Consider the following 14,593-nt stretch of genomic DNA (forward strand, 5'->3'; position numbering starts at 1 on the left):
TCGTTACAGCCCCTTAATTGGTTTCCCTTCTGGATAGTGTGTTTTTTCTAATTGATCACCAATCCAGGATTCTCCATTTTCCCATATTTCTTTTTTCCAGATTGGAACGATTTGTTTAATTCGTTCAATCGCATATTCGTTTGCTTCATATGCATCTTTCCGATGTGGTGTTGATACTGCAATAACAACAGCAATTTCTGAGATTTCTAATTTTCCTATTCGATGAGAGATGGCAACCTTTGCTCCATTCCACTTGTCATTTATTTCATTACCAATCTGCTCTAGCATTTTCACAGCCATCTTTTCATATGCTTGGTATTCTAAAGATAATGTTCGCTTCCCATATGTAAATTCCCGAACAGTCCCGACAAAGGTGGTAATTGCACCAGCTTCACTTCGAATAACCTTATTCGTTATTTTTTCAATTGAAATTGGATCCTTTACGATCTCAAACAAAGACTCATTCAATGAGTTCACCTACTTTATTTGTTAATAACCACTCTATGGTATCTCTAGTATTATGAAAGATTTTGTATTTTTTTGTTATATCGTTAGGAAGTTCAATAGTTGTAACGACACAACAGATATTCACGAGTCTATTAAGGATAGACACATCTTCAATTGATCTTATTAGCACGACCTTTGGATAACTTGCTGACTTGTACCCTTCAATAACAATGATATTTAATTGGAACTGATGATACATGAAAACCAACTGCTGGAGAGATAACGATATTTTTTCAGAAGTCATCACAAAGGAACCATTTCCTTCTACTACAGATACATAAGCACCAGCATGACGATGCAGTCCTGAGTCTTTTTGGTGATCATCAATCTTAACTGAGCCTTGATGGCCATGATGTTTAATCGTGCCTACTTTTAGACCTAGTTTGTCAGCTGCTTGAATATACTCAACAACAAAGGTTGTTTTTCCACTATTTTGATAACCAACTACTTGAATGACTCTGCCCATGAGGATTCACTTCCTGTTTGATCATCAATTAGCAATACATCTACATTATCTCCCGCCTTATATCCCCTAGTTCCCCCAGGTAATACGATAAATGCATTTGCATCAGCAAGTGATGTAACAACATTTGATTTGTCTAATCCAACAGGAGAAGCTATCACTTTCCCGGCGGTTAATGAGATCCGACCTCTAACAAAGCGAGTAAATGGGTTCGGCTTTAAAAAGTTCTCTCCTAAGACAGCAGTAACTCTCTGAAGATGAGCACGTTCAGAATTTAAAAACGTTCGAATGATCGGTCTAACAAATAACTCAAATCCAACAAAGCAAGCTGAGGGGTTACCTGAAAGACCAAACAATAATTTACCGTTCACCTCAGCAACTGTTGTGACACTACCAGGGCGCATCGCTACTTTATTAAATAATACATTGGCACCTAATCGTTTATATATTTCTGGTAAATAATCAAAGTCACCAACAGATACACCACCAGTAGTGATTAGAAAATCAACGTTTTCTAATGCGTTTTTTACTGCTTCATAGCATTCTTCAAGATCATCTACAAGCTTACCTAAATAGACAGGTTCTGCACCACTTCTCCTTGCTTGCGCTTCAATCATATATGAATTACTGTTTCTTATTTTTCCAGGTACGAGTGGTTCATCCACATCTAGCAGCTCACTACCAGTTGCAATGATTCCTATTTGTGGTTTTTTCATAACTGTTACTTTCGCATATCCAAAGGTCGCAAGCAGGGCAATAATGCCAGGTGAGATATATGCCCCTTTTTTTACTAATATACTGCCTTCTTGTGTATCCTCGCCTTTAAAAGAAATATTATCCCCTTTATTGAAGGACCTTTTCAAGGACATATAGTTTTGACCTGCCCTTTGAAAAACTTTGGTTAACTCTAGCATCACCACAGCATCACAACCACTTGGTATTTGTGCACCAGTCATAATTCGTACAGCTTGCATTTCCCCAATGGTAAACTCACTAACACTCCCTGCGCCAATCTCGTCGATGACTTCAAATTTAACAGGGTGATCTGCGCTAGCAAATTTTGTATCAACTGAACGGATTGCAAACCCATCATATGGCGAGCGGTCAAATGGAGGAACAGGATGGTCTGCAATAATATCAACAGCTAAAACCCTTCCGTAACTTTGTTGCAAATCAACTTGTTCACTTTCTCCATGAATCGAATACTCTAAAACTCTCTCAATCGCTTCCTTAACAGCTAATGGTTTTCTTTTCTCTACCATCCAATCACTCCGGTCTTATCATTGGTAATCTAGATCTATTTGTTTAGATTCTGATATTTTATCATTAGTTAGTAGCTGTTTGTAATCTTCTTGTGAATTAATGTTACTGAAAATCTTCTTATCAACACCAATTTCTTTTTCAGATACATATAAAACTTCGATTTTATCAAGGAGAGATATGATTCTGTACTCTTGTTTAGTCAACTGCTTTTCAACCAACGAAAAAACAGAACGATGATAAACACCTATTAACGGATGGAGCTTCCCGCTGACTTTAGGAATAACTGCTTTAAAAGTCGGATCCTTCAAGTCTAGCAAGCTGCGAATTAGACGATTCGTTATTAAGGGAACATCACAGGATAAGATAAAATACCATTCAGCTTTTTCATGGTTCATCGCTGTGTAAATTCCAGCTAAGGGCCCCTTACCTTTTACCTCAGCATCATCTTTAATCACCTGACAGGTTGCTGTTTCTTTCATCTTGTCTACTAAATCAGTTCGACTAATGACTAATTGCTGATCTGTTTCTACCTTCAACACTTCATATGAATGTTCCCAAAAAGATTTCCCTTTGTATTTTGCAAATGCCTTAGGCTGACCAAATCTTGAAGATTCTCCACCCGCTAATAACACACCAACTGTTTCATACAAAATTGCTTCCACCCTTTTATATTTATTTTACCTTTAATTAGCATTAGAAGATGTGACAATTTACACAATAGCCATCAAATGGGCTGACAAAAGCGATGTATTGCAAAAAAGCCAGTTACCATTCAAAAGGTAACCGGCTTTTTCTATCATACACTACATGATTATTTATTCAGTGTTTTCAAGCTCTGCTAAAACACGATTCACACGCTTTTCTAGCATTTTCATTCCACTTCCACCAGCCTGGAAGTGACGGAGCTTTCCTTCTTTATCGAAAACATAGTAAGCAGGTACATATTGATTTTCTAATGAATCGGTAAACTTATGCTCGTTGTCAACAAAGATTGGTTGACTAATATTATGCTCTGCTGCAACTTTTTTAATTTCATCAATATTTAAATCATCTTCAGAACGAGGCATATGAACAGCAACAACATTTAATTTATCTTTATATTGATCACGGAATTCATTCACTTGCGGCATTGCTTCTTTACATAAATGACAGCTAATTGACCAGAAATGAATTAGCGTTGGCTTGTCTCCAATTAATTGTTCTCTTGTAACTTCACCATTTAACCATTCAGTTGCACCTATTAACTCTGGCATTGGCTCACGTAATTTCATTGTCTTCCCCCCATATTTCAAAAAAGCTGCAACGCCCTGTCAATCCATTAGAGGGTGCTTGGTGCTGCTGCTTGATTTAAAAACTAAATACATTTTAAAAAAGGGGCTGACATTCTCTTTTGTCAGCCTCTTCCTAATAATTTTAGTATGCTACTTTTTAAAGTGTAGCTTGTCCAGGTTTCCAGTTCGCTGGGCAAAGACCACCAGTTTGAAGTGCTTGAAGTACACGAAGTGTTTCGTCTACGTCACGACCAATGTTATTGTGGTTAACTACAGAATATTGTAATTCACCTTCAGGATTAATGATAAATAAACCACGAAGTGCAATTCCATCTTCTTCAATTAATACGCCATAATCGCGAGAAACAGTATGGTTTGTATCAGCAGCTAAAGGATATTTCAAATCTCCTAGACCGTTGTCTTTACGATCTGTTTTAATCCATGCTAAATGAGTGTGGATTGTATCAGTAGATACACCGATTACTTCTGCATCTAAATCCTCAAATTCGTCAAAACGATCTGATAATGCAGTGATCTCAGTAGGACAAACGAATGTGAAATCCATTGGATAGAAGAAAAGTACTGTCCATTTGTCGTTTTTCATGTTTTCTTCTAAACTTACCTTACCAAATTCTTTGTTTGCGAATACTGCTTCCATTTCAAAGCGTGGTGCTTGTTTTCCTACCATACGTTCTGCCATTATGTATCCCTCCAAATATTTTTTCATTTTTAGGTTTTTCTAATTGAGAATAAATGAATGATTCTTTAGATAAATTTTTCTTGTCTAATACAGTGACCATTATAGGACAAGCATCCTTTTCAGTCAATATTAGATAATAATAATTTTAAGAATGTACACTTTCAAAATTCTCTTTAACAAAATACATTATTCCCTATCCTCCATGTAAAATTCAATTAATTTGCCTTGAGACTATGTACTTAAACTTAGGCTCTGTTAAACTTGGTTATTAATTTACTCTACAGGCGTTCGCTTTCCGTAGGCGGTCCCTGAGCCTCCCATAGGAGACTCACGTTTCCGTTCCAATCAACAAAGTTCCACAATCAACAATGAGCTTCTAAACTTAAAATAAAACAAGTCCCTTCATTTTTGTCTATTTTTTGTTTAACCTATTAGATAAAGGGTATATAAAATTGTTCTTTTTTTAGAGGTAAGATAATGAAGGTATTTTGAAAGAACTCTCAATTTAGAAAGGATGTTGTTATATGGATCTTCTTGAAGGAATAGATTGGTCATACCTTTTAACTAATGCTGGAATTATCATTTTAAAGTTAGTAGGTATTATCATTGCCTTTTTAATTGTTAAAGCAGTCGGGAGCAGAATTGTAAATAAAATGTTCCAACGTTTACAAGAGCGTGATAACATATCAGCTGGTCGAGCATTAACACTTCAAAGCTTATCATTGAACATTTTGTCTTATGTACTTATCTTTATGTTTGTTGTGATGGTATTTGAAGTCTTTAATTATGATGCAACAGCCTTATTAGCAGGTGCTGGAGTTATTGGACTTGCGATCGGGTTTGGTGCACAAGGTCTAGTTAGTGATGTGGTAACAGGTTTTTTCCTTTTATTAGAAAAACAAATCGATGTTGAAGACTATGTTACAGTAGCTAGTTTTGATGGAATTGTCGAGCAGGTTGGTCTTCGAACAACACAAATAAGAGGCTTTGATGGAACTCTTCATTATGTACCAAACAGGGAAATTACAAATGTAAGTAATCATTCGAGAGGTAACATGAGAGCACTAGTTGATATAGGGATATCATATGATGATGACATTGATCGGGCAATTGCGGTTTTGCAGACTGTTTGTGATAAATTTGCAGCTGAAGATGCGAGTATTGTCGATGGTCCAAATGTACTTGGTGTACAAGCACTTGGAGCATCAGATGTCGTCATCCGCATTCTTGCAAAAACGGAAAACATGAAGCAATGGGAGGTTGAACGAAATCTTCGTAAGGCAATGAAGGAAGCATTAGAGGCTAATGGGATAGAAATCCCCTTTCCACATCAAGTGTATGTTGAGAAAAAAATTCAATAATAAGTGCACTAGACATTAGTGCAAAAGTACTCATAAAAAGCGAAAAGAGCACTACTTGGTGCTCTTTTTCGTATGTAGCTTATCGATTTATTTTGCTTTCAACTTGTTGGCAAATTTCATCAGCTGATAAGCCACTTGCTTGAATAACCGATCCAGCAGTCACTGCATTACTAATACCCATCACATTTGCATCTTGTCCAGTAATTACACAACAGTCACAACCTTGTGCATCACTTTCATTGTTTAATTGGACAACATCATAGCCTTTTTGTTGCAGGGCAGCAGTTACGTCAGATAATGATTGTTCTACACCGATTTTTGGCATTGTTTATCCACCTCCTACATGTATTGTGTACATGGATGGATAATATATACATCATTTATTTTTGAGTTGCCTTAAATGTTATATAATTACTCATCAGTTTCACAGCTACATGTATAGCTTCTTCATCAGGCATTAACTTTGCATGATGTAAACCGTATGAAGAATCAACTCCAAGCCAAAACATAAAGCCAGGAATTTGATCAACCATATAACCGAAATCTTCTCCAGTCATTGCTTCTTTACATTCTCGAACAGTAAAATCAGTATTAGCAGAAGTGAATTCCATAAATTCCTTTGTTAACGATTCTTCATTAAAAACTTGGTGATACATAGAACCATAATCAATCGTCGCTTTACATGAGTAGCCGATCTCAACACCTCTAACAAGCGCCTCAATTCGCTCTTTCACTTTATCCATTGATTGTACTGAAAGAGTTCGAATTGTTCCTTCTAGCCTAGCGTTCTCTGCAATGATATTTTGAACGGTTCCACCCGTAATTTTACCGATTGTAATGACCGCACTATCTAGTGGATCTACATTACGCGCAACAACTGATTGGAGCTGAGTGACAAGTGAACATGCAGCAACAACCATATCATTTGTTGTATGTGGATATGCTGCATGACCACCTTTCCCTTTAAGATCAATAAATAATTCAGATGTATTGGCGAAAAGTAAACCTGGTTTTGTTGCGACTGTCCCAACTGGAAGCTCTGGTGATATATGAAGGGCTGTAATAATGTCAGGTTTCCATTCTTTGGCGATCTCACTATTTAGCATCGGTTCCGCACCACCAGGTCCTTCTTCAGCTGGCTGAAATAAAAACAAAACATGATCATCAACTGGATTTTCAACAAAGTGAGATAATATTCCCAAAGCAATAGTCATGTGAAAATCATGTCCACATGCATGCATGTAGCCAGGGTGCTCTGATTGAAAATCATAGTCTGTTTCCTCAGTAATTGGCAATCCATCGATATCTGCACGATATCCAATCGTTTTCTTTGGATTTAACCCTTTCACTAAAACAAATATTCCTGTTTTCCACGTCTTGATTTCAATTCGACCTTCAGGAAATTGGCTTAAAACATTTAATAAATATTGTTGTGTTTTAAATTCTTGAAACCCAATTTCAGGTATTCGATGAAGATCTCGACGAATTTGACCCAGTTTTTCTCTTATCATACTATCACCACCGTATACAGAAGGCGTGGATTTCCATCCACGCCTTCTGTATTATAATTGTCTTAACTCTTGCATGATTTCTGTTTTAGATTTTGTTTTATCATCAATATCTTTAATTTTTCGTGCTGGTGCTCCATAAACAACTGTATAAGGTTCTACATCTTTCGTAACAATTGAACCTGCACCTACTACAGCACCTTTACCTACTGTAACTCCTTCAAGAACTACTACGTTAGCTCCAATCATAACATCATCTTCTATCACAACAGGTTTTGCAGAAGGCGGCTCAATTACGCCAGCTAAAACAGATCCAGCACCCACGTGACAATTCTTACCAACTGTAGCTCGTCCACCAAGAGTAGCGTTCATATCAATCATAGTACCTTCGCCAATTACAGAACCAATATTGATTGATGCACCCATCATAATTACTGCATTATCGCCAATTTCCACTTGATCACGAATAATTGCGCCAGGCTCAATACGTGCCTTGATATTTTTAAGGTCAAGTAATGGAATTGCAGAATTACGACGATCATTTTCAATCACATAATCTTCGATCTTAGCTTTATTCGTTTCAATTGCATCTTGAATTTCAGCCCACTCACCAAACACTACACCAGTATTACCTGTTATAAATGTTTGTGCTGACTCACCAAAGTTAATACCTTCTAGATTTCCTTTTACATAAACCTTTACAGGTGTAGATTTTGTACTGTTTTGTATAAATGAGATAATCTCATTTGCATCCATCATTTTCATATGTATGTTTCCTCCTTGTACTAATTATTAATCAATCCTTACTGTATCAAAGGATGATACACTTGACAAGCTATGAATTTTAGAATTTTTAAACATATTGATCCTATTATCTATTTATGCTCTTTGACAATGTCTAAAAATGCTTTAACCTGTTTTAATTCAAACGACGATTCAATTCCAAGTAGCCAAGTATCTCGTTCAATCGGTTTGCCATTCTCATCAAGTAATGGAATTTTGAAAATATCCTGTTCATCCTCCTTTAATGTTACAGAAGGTAAAATCGCATAGCCAATTCCATTGAACGCCATTTGTTTACACGTTTCAATTTGATCAACAACAATTGTTCGCTTTGGGGAAGTTTGGAATTGATTATGCCACCAGTCTTGTATTTCTTGATAATAAGTTGAGTCACTCTTAAATTGTATAAATGGTCTTTCTGTATGTAAAACATCCTCTATTTTACTAATTTCTGTATCAACTAAATATAGTGTGTCAGTGAGAAGGTGTTCTTTGATCCCTTTCCATTCTGGATTTCCTCTGATTATTCCAATATGAACATGGTCTTCAAACATACTTTTTAAAATTTCACTACTCCACCCCGTTATAAGTGATATTTTTGCATGAGGATATTTATTAACATATTTTTTTAGTACTTCTGGCAACCAATGCTGGCCTATAATTGATGCAACGGCGAGCTTTAATGTTCCATGCACCTCACCCTCTAATTCAGAAATTTGTTCTCTAACCTTTTCTTCTTTATTTACTACCTCACGAGCAAAGGAAATAACCTTTTCTCCGGCAGGTGTTAATGTAAGACCCTTTTGTGAGCGAATAAAAATTTGGAACCCCCATGATTTCTCTATCGTTTGTAAGCGCTGTGATAAAGCTGGCTGTGAAACAAATAATCGTTCAGACGCTTTTCTCATATTCATTTCCTCTGATAAAACGACTAACATACGAAGTTCGGACGTTTGCATACCTATACACCTGCTTTTAATAAGTTTTACTTATATGTTTTGTTTAATATTTATTAATTTTTTTATGACCTTTTACAATGTATGATAAGGATATAAGTTTGCTTTGTAAATAATAATGTTCAAAAATTGGGAGGGTTTTTCATGAGTATAACGATCATTGGACTAGACCATATTCAGATTTGTGTCCCTATTGGTGAGGAGTCAACTGCACGTCACTTTTATCTTGATCTGCTCCATTTCACTGAAATCGAAAAGCCTGAAAACTTAAAGAAAAATGGAGGTTTTTGGTGTAAAGCGGATACAATCACTGTCCATATTGGGGTAGAGAAAATAGAAAAGTCAAAAAGCAAACGTCATCCCGCCTTTATTGTAAGCGATATTCAAGCAACTAGACGATATTTAGAAGAAAACGATGTTCCCATAAAAGAAGAAATACCTATTCCTGGAGTAAGCCGTTTCTCATGCTTCGATCCTTTTTTAAATCGAATTGAATTTTTAGAATATATGTAAGGTGACACTTCCATCAGAAATTTAATACTTCCAATTTTACACAACGAAAAAAGGCTAATTTTATTAATCAGCCTTTTCTTTCTTCGGTAAAAACACGATTAAAATAAAACTTAATAGAGCAAATCCAAAAACAACCCAATAAACATCATGCAATGCATACTCTAGACCCTGTTGAAGCAACTGCCTTGCTTCGTCAGTTAAACTACTTCGCTCACTATTATTAAGCAAGGTTGTTGCAGAATCCAAGTTCATTCCTTCACCAGCATCTTTACTTGATAAATAGCTAAGAAGCCTGCTGTTTAAGATTCCTCCTAGTAATGCTGCACCAATTGTACTCCCGACATTTCGCATAAACATATTTGTTGCTGTTGCCACACCTCTTTTATTCCAAGCGACTGTACTTTGTATTGATACAATAAAAGCTGTTGTAGTTAAGCCCATTCCAATCCCAATTAAAAATGAGCCTGAAGCTGCAAAAAGTGGGCTATCGCTTCCTGAGAGCATGACAAAAATAATACTTCCGCAAATTAATGAGATTCCTCCTAAAATAGAGGTCGTTCGAAAACCTATTGTTAAGATAGATCGTCCGGATATCATCGCAGCAATAGGCCAACCAATTGACATTGTTGTTAATGTTAAGCCTGCTACAATCGGTTTTTCCTCCATAACACCTTGTACAAACGTTGGTAAAAAGGTTGAAAGGCCGATTAATATTACACCAGTTGTTAAGGATGTAAGGTTAGCAATTAAAATCGACCGTTCACTCCAGAGTTCAAAAGGCATCATTGGTTCCTCTACCTTTCGCTCATATAAAACAAATCCGATTAAGCTAAAAAGAGCTAAACCACCTAATAAAAAGGTTGGCATTGATAGCCATTCAAAACGGACTCCCCCCTCAACGAGAATAAACATAAACAACGTTACCGATATTGTAAGAAGGATTGCTCCGATATAATCAATCTGCGGCTTTCTTTTTTCAATTTCCTCATGAAGAAACAGATATAAACCAATAATTGCAAGAATTCCTAACGGGATGTTGATCCAAAAAACAAATCTCCAGCTAACAAACTCAACAAGCAGTCCTCCAATCGCTGGACCCATAATGGCTGAAATCCCCCAAACACTTGATAAATATCCTTGAATTTTTGCTCGCTCTTCCTTTGTATAAATATCACCAACTATTGTCGATGCGATTGGCATAACTGCACCTGCACCAAATCCTTGGACAAACCTCGCGACAATGAGCCACTCCATAGTTGAAGCAAGACCACATAAGATCGACCCTATTAAAAAAATGATAATTCCAATTGTCAATACAGGCTTTCTGCCAAATAAATCGGATAATTTACCATAAATCAGTACTGTTACTGCATTCATCAGCAGATAAGAAGAAAATACCCAGCTATATAATGAAAAATCTCCTAACTCAGCTACTACAGCAGGCATAGCTGTTGCAACAATAGTAGCTTCAATTGCTGCCATAAACATCGCAAGCATGACTGTAGCTAGCACATATGGTCTTTTGGTTTTACTTGACCTCACCTTTGAATCTTTATGTACCATTGCCTGTCCCATTGCAAATACACCGCCTTAAAAAAACCTTGAATTTTATAATCTTTTAATAGTACTAGTATAAAAATGTAATGTAATTTAGAGATAATATGCATATACTCGAAAAGAAAACGATGCAATGAAGAATGCTTTCCATTTACATCGTTTCTAAAAAAATACTCGTTATTAACTTTTGTTTAAGTTATTCTTATGATTTTTTAATTGTTTTAATATTGCTCTTCTTGTAAATATACCTTCAAAGAGATTTTCTTCATTTTGAACACATACGAAGGAATGGTTCACAACAAGATCAAGTCCCTTTTCTAAGGTGTCATCTAAGTAGAGTCTAGGGATGTCAGTATTCATAACCTCTTCAACCTTCATATTTTCCAACTTTTCGAATTCAATCCGTTCTAGTCCAAAAATGTTATCCATAATTAAATTCATACCGATTAAGCCATGTAGCTTAAAGGTTGGGTCTAATACTGGAATGGCTGTATAGCCTGTTTTTGTTAGGACAAGTAGAGCATGCTCTAAATTATTGCCAAGTTGAACATGAGCAACTTTATCCCCTGGAATCATTAAATCTTTAACCTTTAAGTCCATAAAATCATTAGTTTCTATACGTATCATCGCTTTGTTCTTCCTCTCTAAAAAACTTTGTCTAAGCCCGCTTACTGTTTAAAGAGGTCTTGAAATATCCTATTCTATCATAACATAATGATTGCATGTATTTCCCTTAAAAAGCAACTTATTCTATACAAAAGTGACGGTTTCAAACGTGCAACTGTCACTTTTATTTTGGATAAAGATTTAATTAGAAAGACTTGACTTGTCCGAATGAACTTCATTGCGTAAGTTTTTTCTTATGTATCAGGATGAAAATTACAATCTGAATGTATAAAAAAAGGATACCCTTTATGAGTATCTTGTTAAACTTTTTCAGAAGAAATTTTTTGTTTTTCTCACTCTTTATGTAGTCTTTTATTTTATTCTCAGCAGTTCATAAAGGGAGACCAAGCGATTGTATGTTACATCATCTGTGCTCTTATCCCCTGCTTCAATATCATTTAATTCACTACTTACAATTTCAATTGCATATTGTTGACGAATTAAAATTTCTACTAATAATTTTTGATCATCAGATGTTAGTTTTTTCAATGTTGTTTCCATAATAACCCCCTACTTACAAATTCAAATAAAGATAAAACTTTTTATTTTCTTCACCAATTTTCAATAGTAAAAATCTACTTGGTATACCGATTAGCATAGCTGAATGCAGTATATGACTCAGGTTTTATTTTTGCTTCAACCCCCATCGCTTCAATTCTCCCAGTCATTTCTTGAATTAATTCTTTTGTTATGCCCTTACGTCCAATATCAAGATGGATTTCAAATAGTAAATCGGCACCTTCATCAGCAAATGGGATTAATATGTCTGTTAAATCAACTAAATATTTCGTAGTAAAAGAATAAGCCACCTCTTGACTTAGTGCAGTTTCCATAGAGATTTTTTCTCGGACACTAACTATTGGGCGTTTTACACTATAAGTCTTTAAGCAGCCCCATGCACCTTTTCCGACGCGATGAAGATGTATGGCTGTAATAAATTTTGTCTCATTTTGATGAACGTGTGAATCCGAACCAATTGACAGTACATACTCCGAACGTGGATCTTTAAGCATAAATCCTTTTATACGCTCAATTACTGTTTGGAAAGACATTTGTTTTTCTGAGACATTATAAAAGGTGAAAGATTCGTTCATGTCACATCTCCTCGTCAATAGTCTCTTTCGATTCCTAATCAGCTATCAAAAATCTTTCTAAAGCCTCCTTTTAAAATATATGTCTTATACAAACTGAAATATGAACATTAATGCATAAAAAAATAGTCATGCCTTGTAGGCATGACTATTCTCCCTTATTCGTCTCAATGTTTCGTATCGTTTCATGGCAGCGAGCGCACGTAAAGATAACATTTTGATTAGATTGTGCTGTTAATGTTCTGGTCATTGGCTGCTGATCTTGACAAACCGGACAAATAACTGTTGGCTCTTTTCTCATATTGCCTCCTATCACACATTAACTGGCAGTAATTCCTTACTAGCCATTAGTTTGGATCATAATTGTTTTTTCTATTATGAAACTACCAGTAAATGTCCGATAAGTTCAACTAACCATCAGTTAAAACCAACTGATGGAAGTTTCACTTTCCCCACATTAACTGGCAGTAATTCCTTACTTAGCCATAGTTCGGATCATAATTATTTTTTCTATTATGAAAACTGCCTGTAAATGTCCGATAAGTTCAACTAACCATCAGTTAAAACCAACTGATGGAAGTTTCACTTATTGAAGTAGATCAAAGATTTCCATTGCGATCATATCAATGTTATCAAATTGATATGATTGAGGTTTATCTCCTTTTTGATAAACCTCTAATTCGAACGTGTTGCTCTTATCGAAGTATTTCACACTGCAACGCTTTTCTCCTTCAACCTCGAAAAAACGTTGTAAAGGTTCACCAGAACCCGCATTTTCTTGTAAATTTTGTAGTCTTGTAATAATACCTAATAGCTGTGACACTAGATATCCCCCTTCCGGAAGAGTTAACGTATAACTGATTCCTAATATTTAATATTGTCTTACTCTACCATACATTCTATCCACTAAACAACGATTCAATAATCTGTATCTTTACTTTGTGCCTTATCAATTTTACACTATGTATGATGGGATTACCAAAGGAATCCTAAACTCACCCTTGTTTGACTGTCAAAAAAGGAACCTCCTATGTCAAAACATAAAAGAATACACTAACAAAGGGAGTTAACCTTGGCATACATAACATCAGATGATGAAAGAATTCCAATTATTGGTTGCTTCGTATTAGAAATGCAAGGTTGAACAAGTAGCTATGTTCTTTTTAGAAGAACTGATTGTCCTCTTTGAATCAACAGCAAATCCCTCTATATCAGATATAATAGAAGGTTTATCAACGCTCAACATTCCCTTAGAGAAAATAGCCTTTATTATTGTAACACATATTCAATTAGATCATGCCGGTTGAGAAGGATTACTTTTAGAAAAATGTTAAAATGCTAAATTAACATGTTTTAATGAGCTAAGTAAGCAAACTATTTCAAAGAATATACATATTTATGATATGTTACCTTTTGACTTATCAATTTGTGCTATGGGACTAGCCAATTATTTTCATAAAGGAAGGAAAACAAGCATAATTGTGCTCCTTAGCGTTTGAAGATTGCATTTACTAATAAATAGGTGATGGGAGAGAGTTCATAATGAAAAAAGAAGTCACAGTCTATTCACAACCAAGTTGTCCACCCTGCCAAGTTGTGAAACAATTTTTAGATTATCATAAAGTATCATATATTGAGAAAGACATAAGTGTAGATACAGATGCTCGAGATAAATTAGTTAATGAGCTTCTATCAACCTCAACCCCTACCATTACTGTCGATGATCAAGTTGTGGCTGGTTTTGATTTAAAAAAGCTTGAAGAGCTCTTAGACCTTCAAGAATAAGGAAAAATACGCAGAAAAAAAGCTTGGTGACCAGCCAAGCTTTTTCTGTTCTATTAAAAGGGGTTTGGGGAAAATCGAGAGTTTCATGACTAATCAAATTCCTTGTGAAAAAGAACTTTATTGATTATCTTTCTCATTTATAATGAGAATGATTATCAGTTTCATTGTC

The 14,593-nt window shown here is 35.5% G+C and carries 19 protein-coding genes; 3 read left to right on the forward strand and 16 right to left on the reverse strand.

Going from position 1 to position 14,593, the window contains the following annotated elements:
• Nucleotides 1-3: 3 nt before the first annotated feature.
• The 6 genes from I7822_RS23460 to I7822_RS23485 form a co-directional block, all read right to left on the reverse strand.
• Nucleotides 4-468, reverse strand: a complete 465-nt coding sequence (locus tag I7822_RS23460) for a molybdenum cofactor biosynthesis protein MoaE (protein WP_207981497.1) — start codon at nt 466-468, stop codon at nt 4-6.
• Nucleotides 461-973 (reverse strand): molybdopterin-guanine dinucleotide biosynthesis protein B, encoded by a 513-nt coding sequence (mobB, locus tag I7822_RS23465; protein ID WP_207981498.1) that lies wholly within the window; start codon nt 971-973, stop codon nt 461-463. The genes I7822_RS23460 and mobB overlap by 8 nt, the downstream gene beginning before the upstream one ends.
• On the reverse strand, nt 952-2,232 hold the full coding sequence (locus I7822_RS23470) for a molybdopterin molybdotransferase MoeA (RefSeq protein WP_207981499.1): 1,281 nt from the start codon (nt 2,230-2,232) through the stop codon (nt 952-954). Before I7822_RS23470 ends, mobB begins: the two co-directional genes overlap by 22 nt.
• Nucleotides 2,233-2,250: 18 nt before the next feature.
• Nucleotides 2,251-2,883, reverse strand: a complete 633-nt coding sequence (locus tag I7822_RS23475) for a molybdenum cofactor guanylyltransferase (RefSeq protein ID WP_207981500.1) — start codon at nt 2,881-2,883, stop codon at nt 2,251-2,253.
• A gap of 165 nt (nt 2,884-3,048) precedes the next feature.
• On the reverse strand, nt 3,049-3,504 hold the full coding sequence (locus I7822_RS23480; RefSeq protein WP_207981501.1) for a TlpA family protein disulfide reductase: 456 nt from the start codon (nt 3,502-3,504) through the stop codon (nt 3,049-3,051).
• A 157-nt stretch (nt 3,505-3,661) separates the two neighbouring features.
• On the reverse strand, nt 3,662-4,204 hold the full coding sequence (locus tag I7822_RS23485) for a peroxiredoxin (RefSeq protein WP_207981502.1): 543 nt from the start codon (nt 4,202-4,204) through the stop codon (nt 3,662-3,664).
• Between the two features lie 524 nt (nt 4,205-4,728).
• Between I7822_RS23485 and I7822_RS23490 the strand changes: the two genes are divergently transcribed.
• The gene (locus I7822_RS23490; RefSeq protein WP_207981503.1) at nt 4,729-5,565 is read left to right on the forward strand and encodes a mechanosensitive ion channel family protein; all 837 of its coding nucleotides are present in this window, start codon (nt 4,729-4,731) and stop codon (nt 5,563-5,565) included.
• A gap of 79 nt (nt 5,566-5,644) precedes the next feature.
• Here I7822_RS23490 and I7822_RS23495 read toward each other — a convergent pair whose 3' ends face one another.
• The 4 genes from I7822_RS23495 to ccpC all read right to left on the reverse strand — a co-directional run bounded on the left by I7822_RS23495 (nt 5,645) and on the right by ccpC (nt 8,815).
• Nucleotides 5,645-5,890 carry a YkuS family protein gene (locus I7822_RS23495; RefSeq protein WP_207981504.1) on the reverse strand — a complete coding sequence of 82 codons (246 nt, stop codon included), beginning with the start codon at nt 5,888-5,890 and terminating at the stop codon, nt 5,645-5,647.
• A 55-nt stretch (nt 5,891-5,945) separates the two neighbouring features.
• The gene (locus I7822_RS23500; protein WP_207981505.1) at nt 5,946-7,076 is read right to left on the reverse strand and encodes an N-acetyldiaminopimelate deacetylase; all 1,131 of its coding nucleotides are present in this window, start codon (nt 7,074-7,076) and stop codon (nt 5,946-5,948) included.
• 51 nt (nt 7,077-7,127) lie between these two features.
• A complete protein-coding gene (gene dapD / locus I7822_RS23505) occupies nt 7,128-7,838 on the reverse strand; it encodes a 2,3,4,5-tetrahydropyridine-2,6-dicarboxylate N-acetyltransferase (protein ID WP_207981506.1) in 711 nt (236 codons plus the stop codon).
• A 110-nt stretch (nt 7,839-7,948) separates the two neighbouring features.
• Entirely contained in the window at nt 7,949-8,815 is an 867-nt protein-coding gene (gene ccpC, locus I7822_RS23510; RefSeq protein WP_207981507.1) for a transcriptional regulator CcpC, read from the reverse strand.
• A 141-nt stretch (nt 8,816-8,956) separates the two neighbouring features.
• Between ccpC and I7822_RS23515 the strand changes: the two genes are divergently transcribed.
• Nucleotides 8,957-9,325, forward strand: a complete 369-nt coding sequence (locus I7822_RS23515; protein ID WP_207981508.1) for a VOC family protein — start codon at nt 8,957-8,959, stop codon at nt 9,323-9,325.
• Between the two features lie 63 nt (nt 9,326-9,388).
• On the opposite strand, the gene I7822_RS23520 is transcribed toward I7822_RS23515, so the two are convergent.
• The 6 genes from I7822_RS23520 to I7822_RS23545 all read right to left on the reverse strand — a co-directional run bounded on the left by I7822_RS23520 (nt 9,389) and on the right by I7822_RS23545 (nt 13,462).
• Entirely contained in the window at nt 9,389-10,900 is a 1,512-nt protein-coding gene (locus tag I7822_RS23520; RefSeq protein WP_207981509.1) for an MDR family MFS transporter, read from the reverse strand.
• Between the two features lie 162 nt (nt 10,901-11,062).
• Nucleotides 11,063-11,509: a cyclic-di-AMP-binding protein CbpB gene (gene cbpB / locus I7822_RS23525; RefSeq protein ID WP_207981510.1), complete on the reverse strand. Its 447-nt coding sequence runs from the start codon at nt 11,507-11,509 to the stop codon at nt 11,063-11,065.
• A 351-nt stretch (nt 11,510-11,860) separates the two neighbouring features.
• Complete coding sequence (gene abbA / locus I7822_RS23530) at nt 11,861-12,049, reverse strand: antirepressor AbbA (RefSeq protein WP_207981511.1); 189 nt, start codon at nt 12,047-12,049, stop codon at nt 11,861-11,863.
• A gap of 74 nt (nt 12,050-12,123) precedes the next feature.
• Entirely contained in the window at nt 12,124-12,642 is a 519-nt protein-coding gene (locus I7822_RS23535; protein ID WP_207981512.1) for a ribonuclease H-like YkuK family protein, read from the reverse strand.
• A 145-nt stretch (nt 12,643-12,787) separates the two neighbouring features.
• Complete coding sequence (locus tag I7822_RS23540) at nt 12,788-12,940, reverse strand: hypothetical protein (RefSeq protein ID WP_207981513.1); 153 nt, start codon at nt 12,938-12,940, stop codon at nt 12,788-12,790.
• Nucleotides 12,941-13,225: 285 nt separating this feature from the next.
• On the reverse strand, nt 13,226-13,462 hold the full coding sequence (locus tag I7822_RS23545) for a YkuJ family protein (protein WP_066330793.1): 237 nt from the start codon (nt 13,460-13,462) through the stop codon (nt 13,226-13,228).
• A 719-nt stretch (nt 13,463-14,181) separates the two neighbouring features.
• On the opposite strand from I7822_RS23545, the gene I7822_RS23550 reads away from it, so the two are divergent.
• Nucleotides 14,182-14,424 carry a glutaredoxin family protein gene (locus I7822_RS23550; RefSeq protein WP_207981514.1) on the forward strand — a complete coding sequence of 81 codons (243 nt, stop codon included), beginning with the start codon at nt 14,182-14,184 and terminating at the stop codon, nt 14,422-14,424.
• Nucleotides 14,425-14,593 lie beyond the last annotated feature (169 nt).

This window comes from Metabacillus bambusae (assembly GCF_017497975.1).
GTDB lineage: Bacteria > Bacillota > Bacilli > Bacillales > Bacillaceae > Metabacillus > Metabacillus bambusae.

Excerpts from the sequence above, each read along its gene's own strand:
- mobB (WP_207981498.1), bottom strand. The coding sequence starts at position 973 with ATGGGCAGAGTCATTCAAGTAGTTGGTTATCAAAATAGTGGAAAAACA.
- I7822_RS23470 (WP_207981499.1), bottom strand. The coding sequence starts at position 2,232 with ATGGTAGAGAAAAGAAAACCATTAGCTGTTAAGGAAGCGATTGAGAGA.
- I7822_RS23480 (WP_207981501.1), bottom strand. The coding sequence starts at position 3,504 with ATGAAATTACGTGAGCCAATGCCAGAGTTAATAGGTGCAACTGAATGG.
- I7822_RS23485 (WP_207981502.1), bottom strand. The coding sequence starts at position 4,204 with ATGGCAGAACGTATGGTAGGAAAACAAGCACCACGCTTTGAAATGGAA.
- I7822_RS23490 (WP_207981503.1), top strand. The coding sequence starts at position 4,729 with ATGGATCTTCTTGAAGGAATAGATTGGTCATACCTTTTAACTAATGCT.
- I7822_RS23495 (WP_207981504.1), bottom strand. The coding sequence starts at position 5,890 with ATGCCAAAAATCGGTGTAGAACAATCATTATCTGACGTAACTGCTGCC.
- I7822_RS23500 (WP_207981505.1), bottom strand. The coding sequence starts at position 7,076 with ATGATAAGAGAAAAACTGGGTCAAATTCGTCGAGATCTTCATCGAATA.
- dapD (WP_207981506.1), bottom strand. The coding sequence starts at position 7,838 with ATGAAAATGATGGATGCAAATGAGATTATCTCATTTATACAAAACAGT.
- ccpC (WP_207981507.1), bottom strand. The coding sequence starts at position 8,815 with ATGCAAACGTCCGAACTTCGTATGTTAGTCGTTTTATCAGAGGAAATG.
- I7822_RS23515 (WP_207981508.1), top strand. The coding sequence starts at position 8,957 with ATGAGTATAACGATCATTGGACTAGACCATATTCAGATTTGTGTCCCT.
- I7822_RS23520 (WP_207981509.1), bottom strand. The coding sequence starts at position 10,900 with ATGGGACAGGCAATGGTACATAAAGATTCAAAGGTGAGGTCAAGTAAA.
- cbpB (WP_207981510.1), bottom strand. The coding sequence starts at position 11,509 with ATGATACGTATAGAAACTAATGATTTTATGGACTTAAAGGTTAAAGAT.
- abbA (WP_207981511.1), bottom strand. The coding sequence starts at position 12,049 with ATGGAAACAACATTGAAAAAACTAACATCTGATGATCAAAAATTATTA.
- I7822_RS23535 (WP_207981512.1), bottom strand. The coding sequence starts at position 12,642 with ATGAACGAATCTTTCACCTTTTATAATGTCTCAGAAAAACAAATGTCT.
- I7822_RS23540 (WP_207981513.1), bottom strand. The coding sequence starts at position 12,940 with ATGAGAAAAGAGCCAACAGTTATTTGTCCGGTTTGTCAAGATCAGCAG.
- I7822_RS23550 (WP_207981514.1), top strand. The coding sequence starts at position 14,182 with ATGAAAAAAGAAGTCACAGTCTATTCACAACCAAGTTGTCCACCCTGC.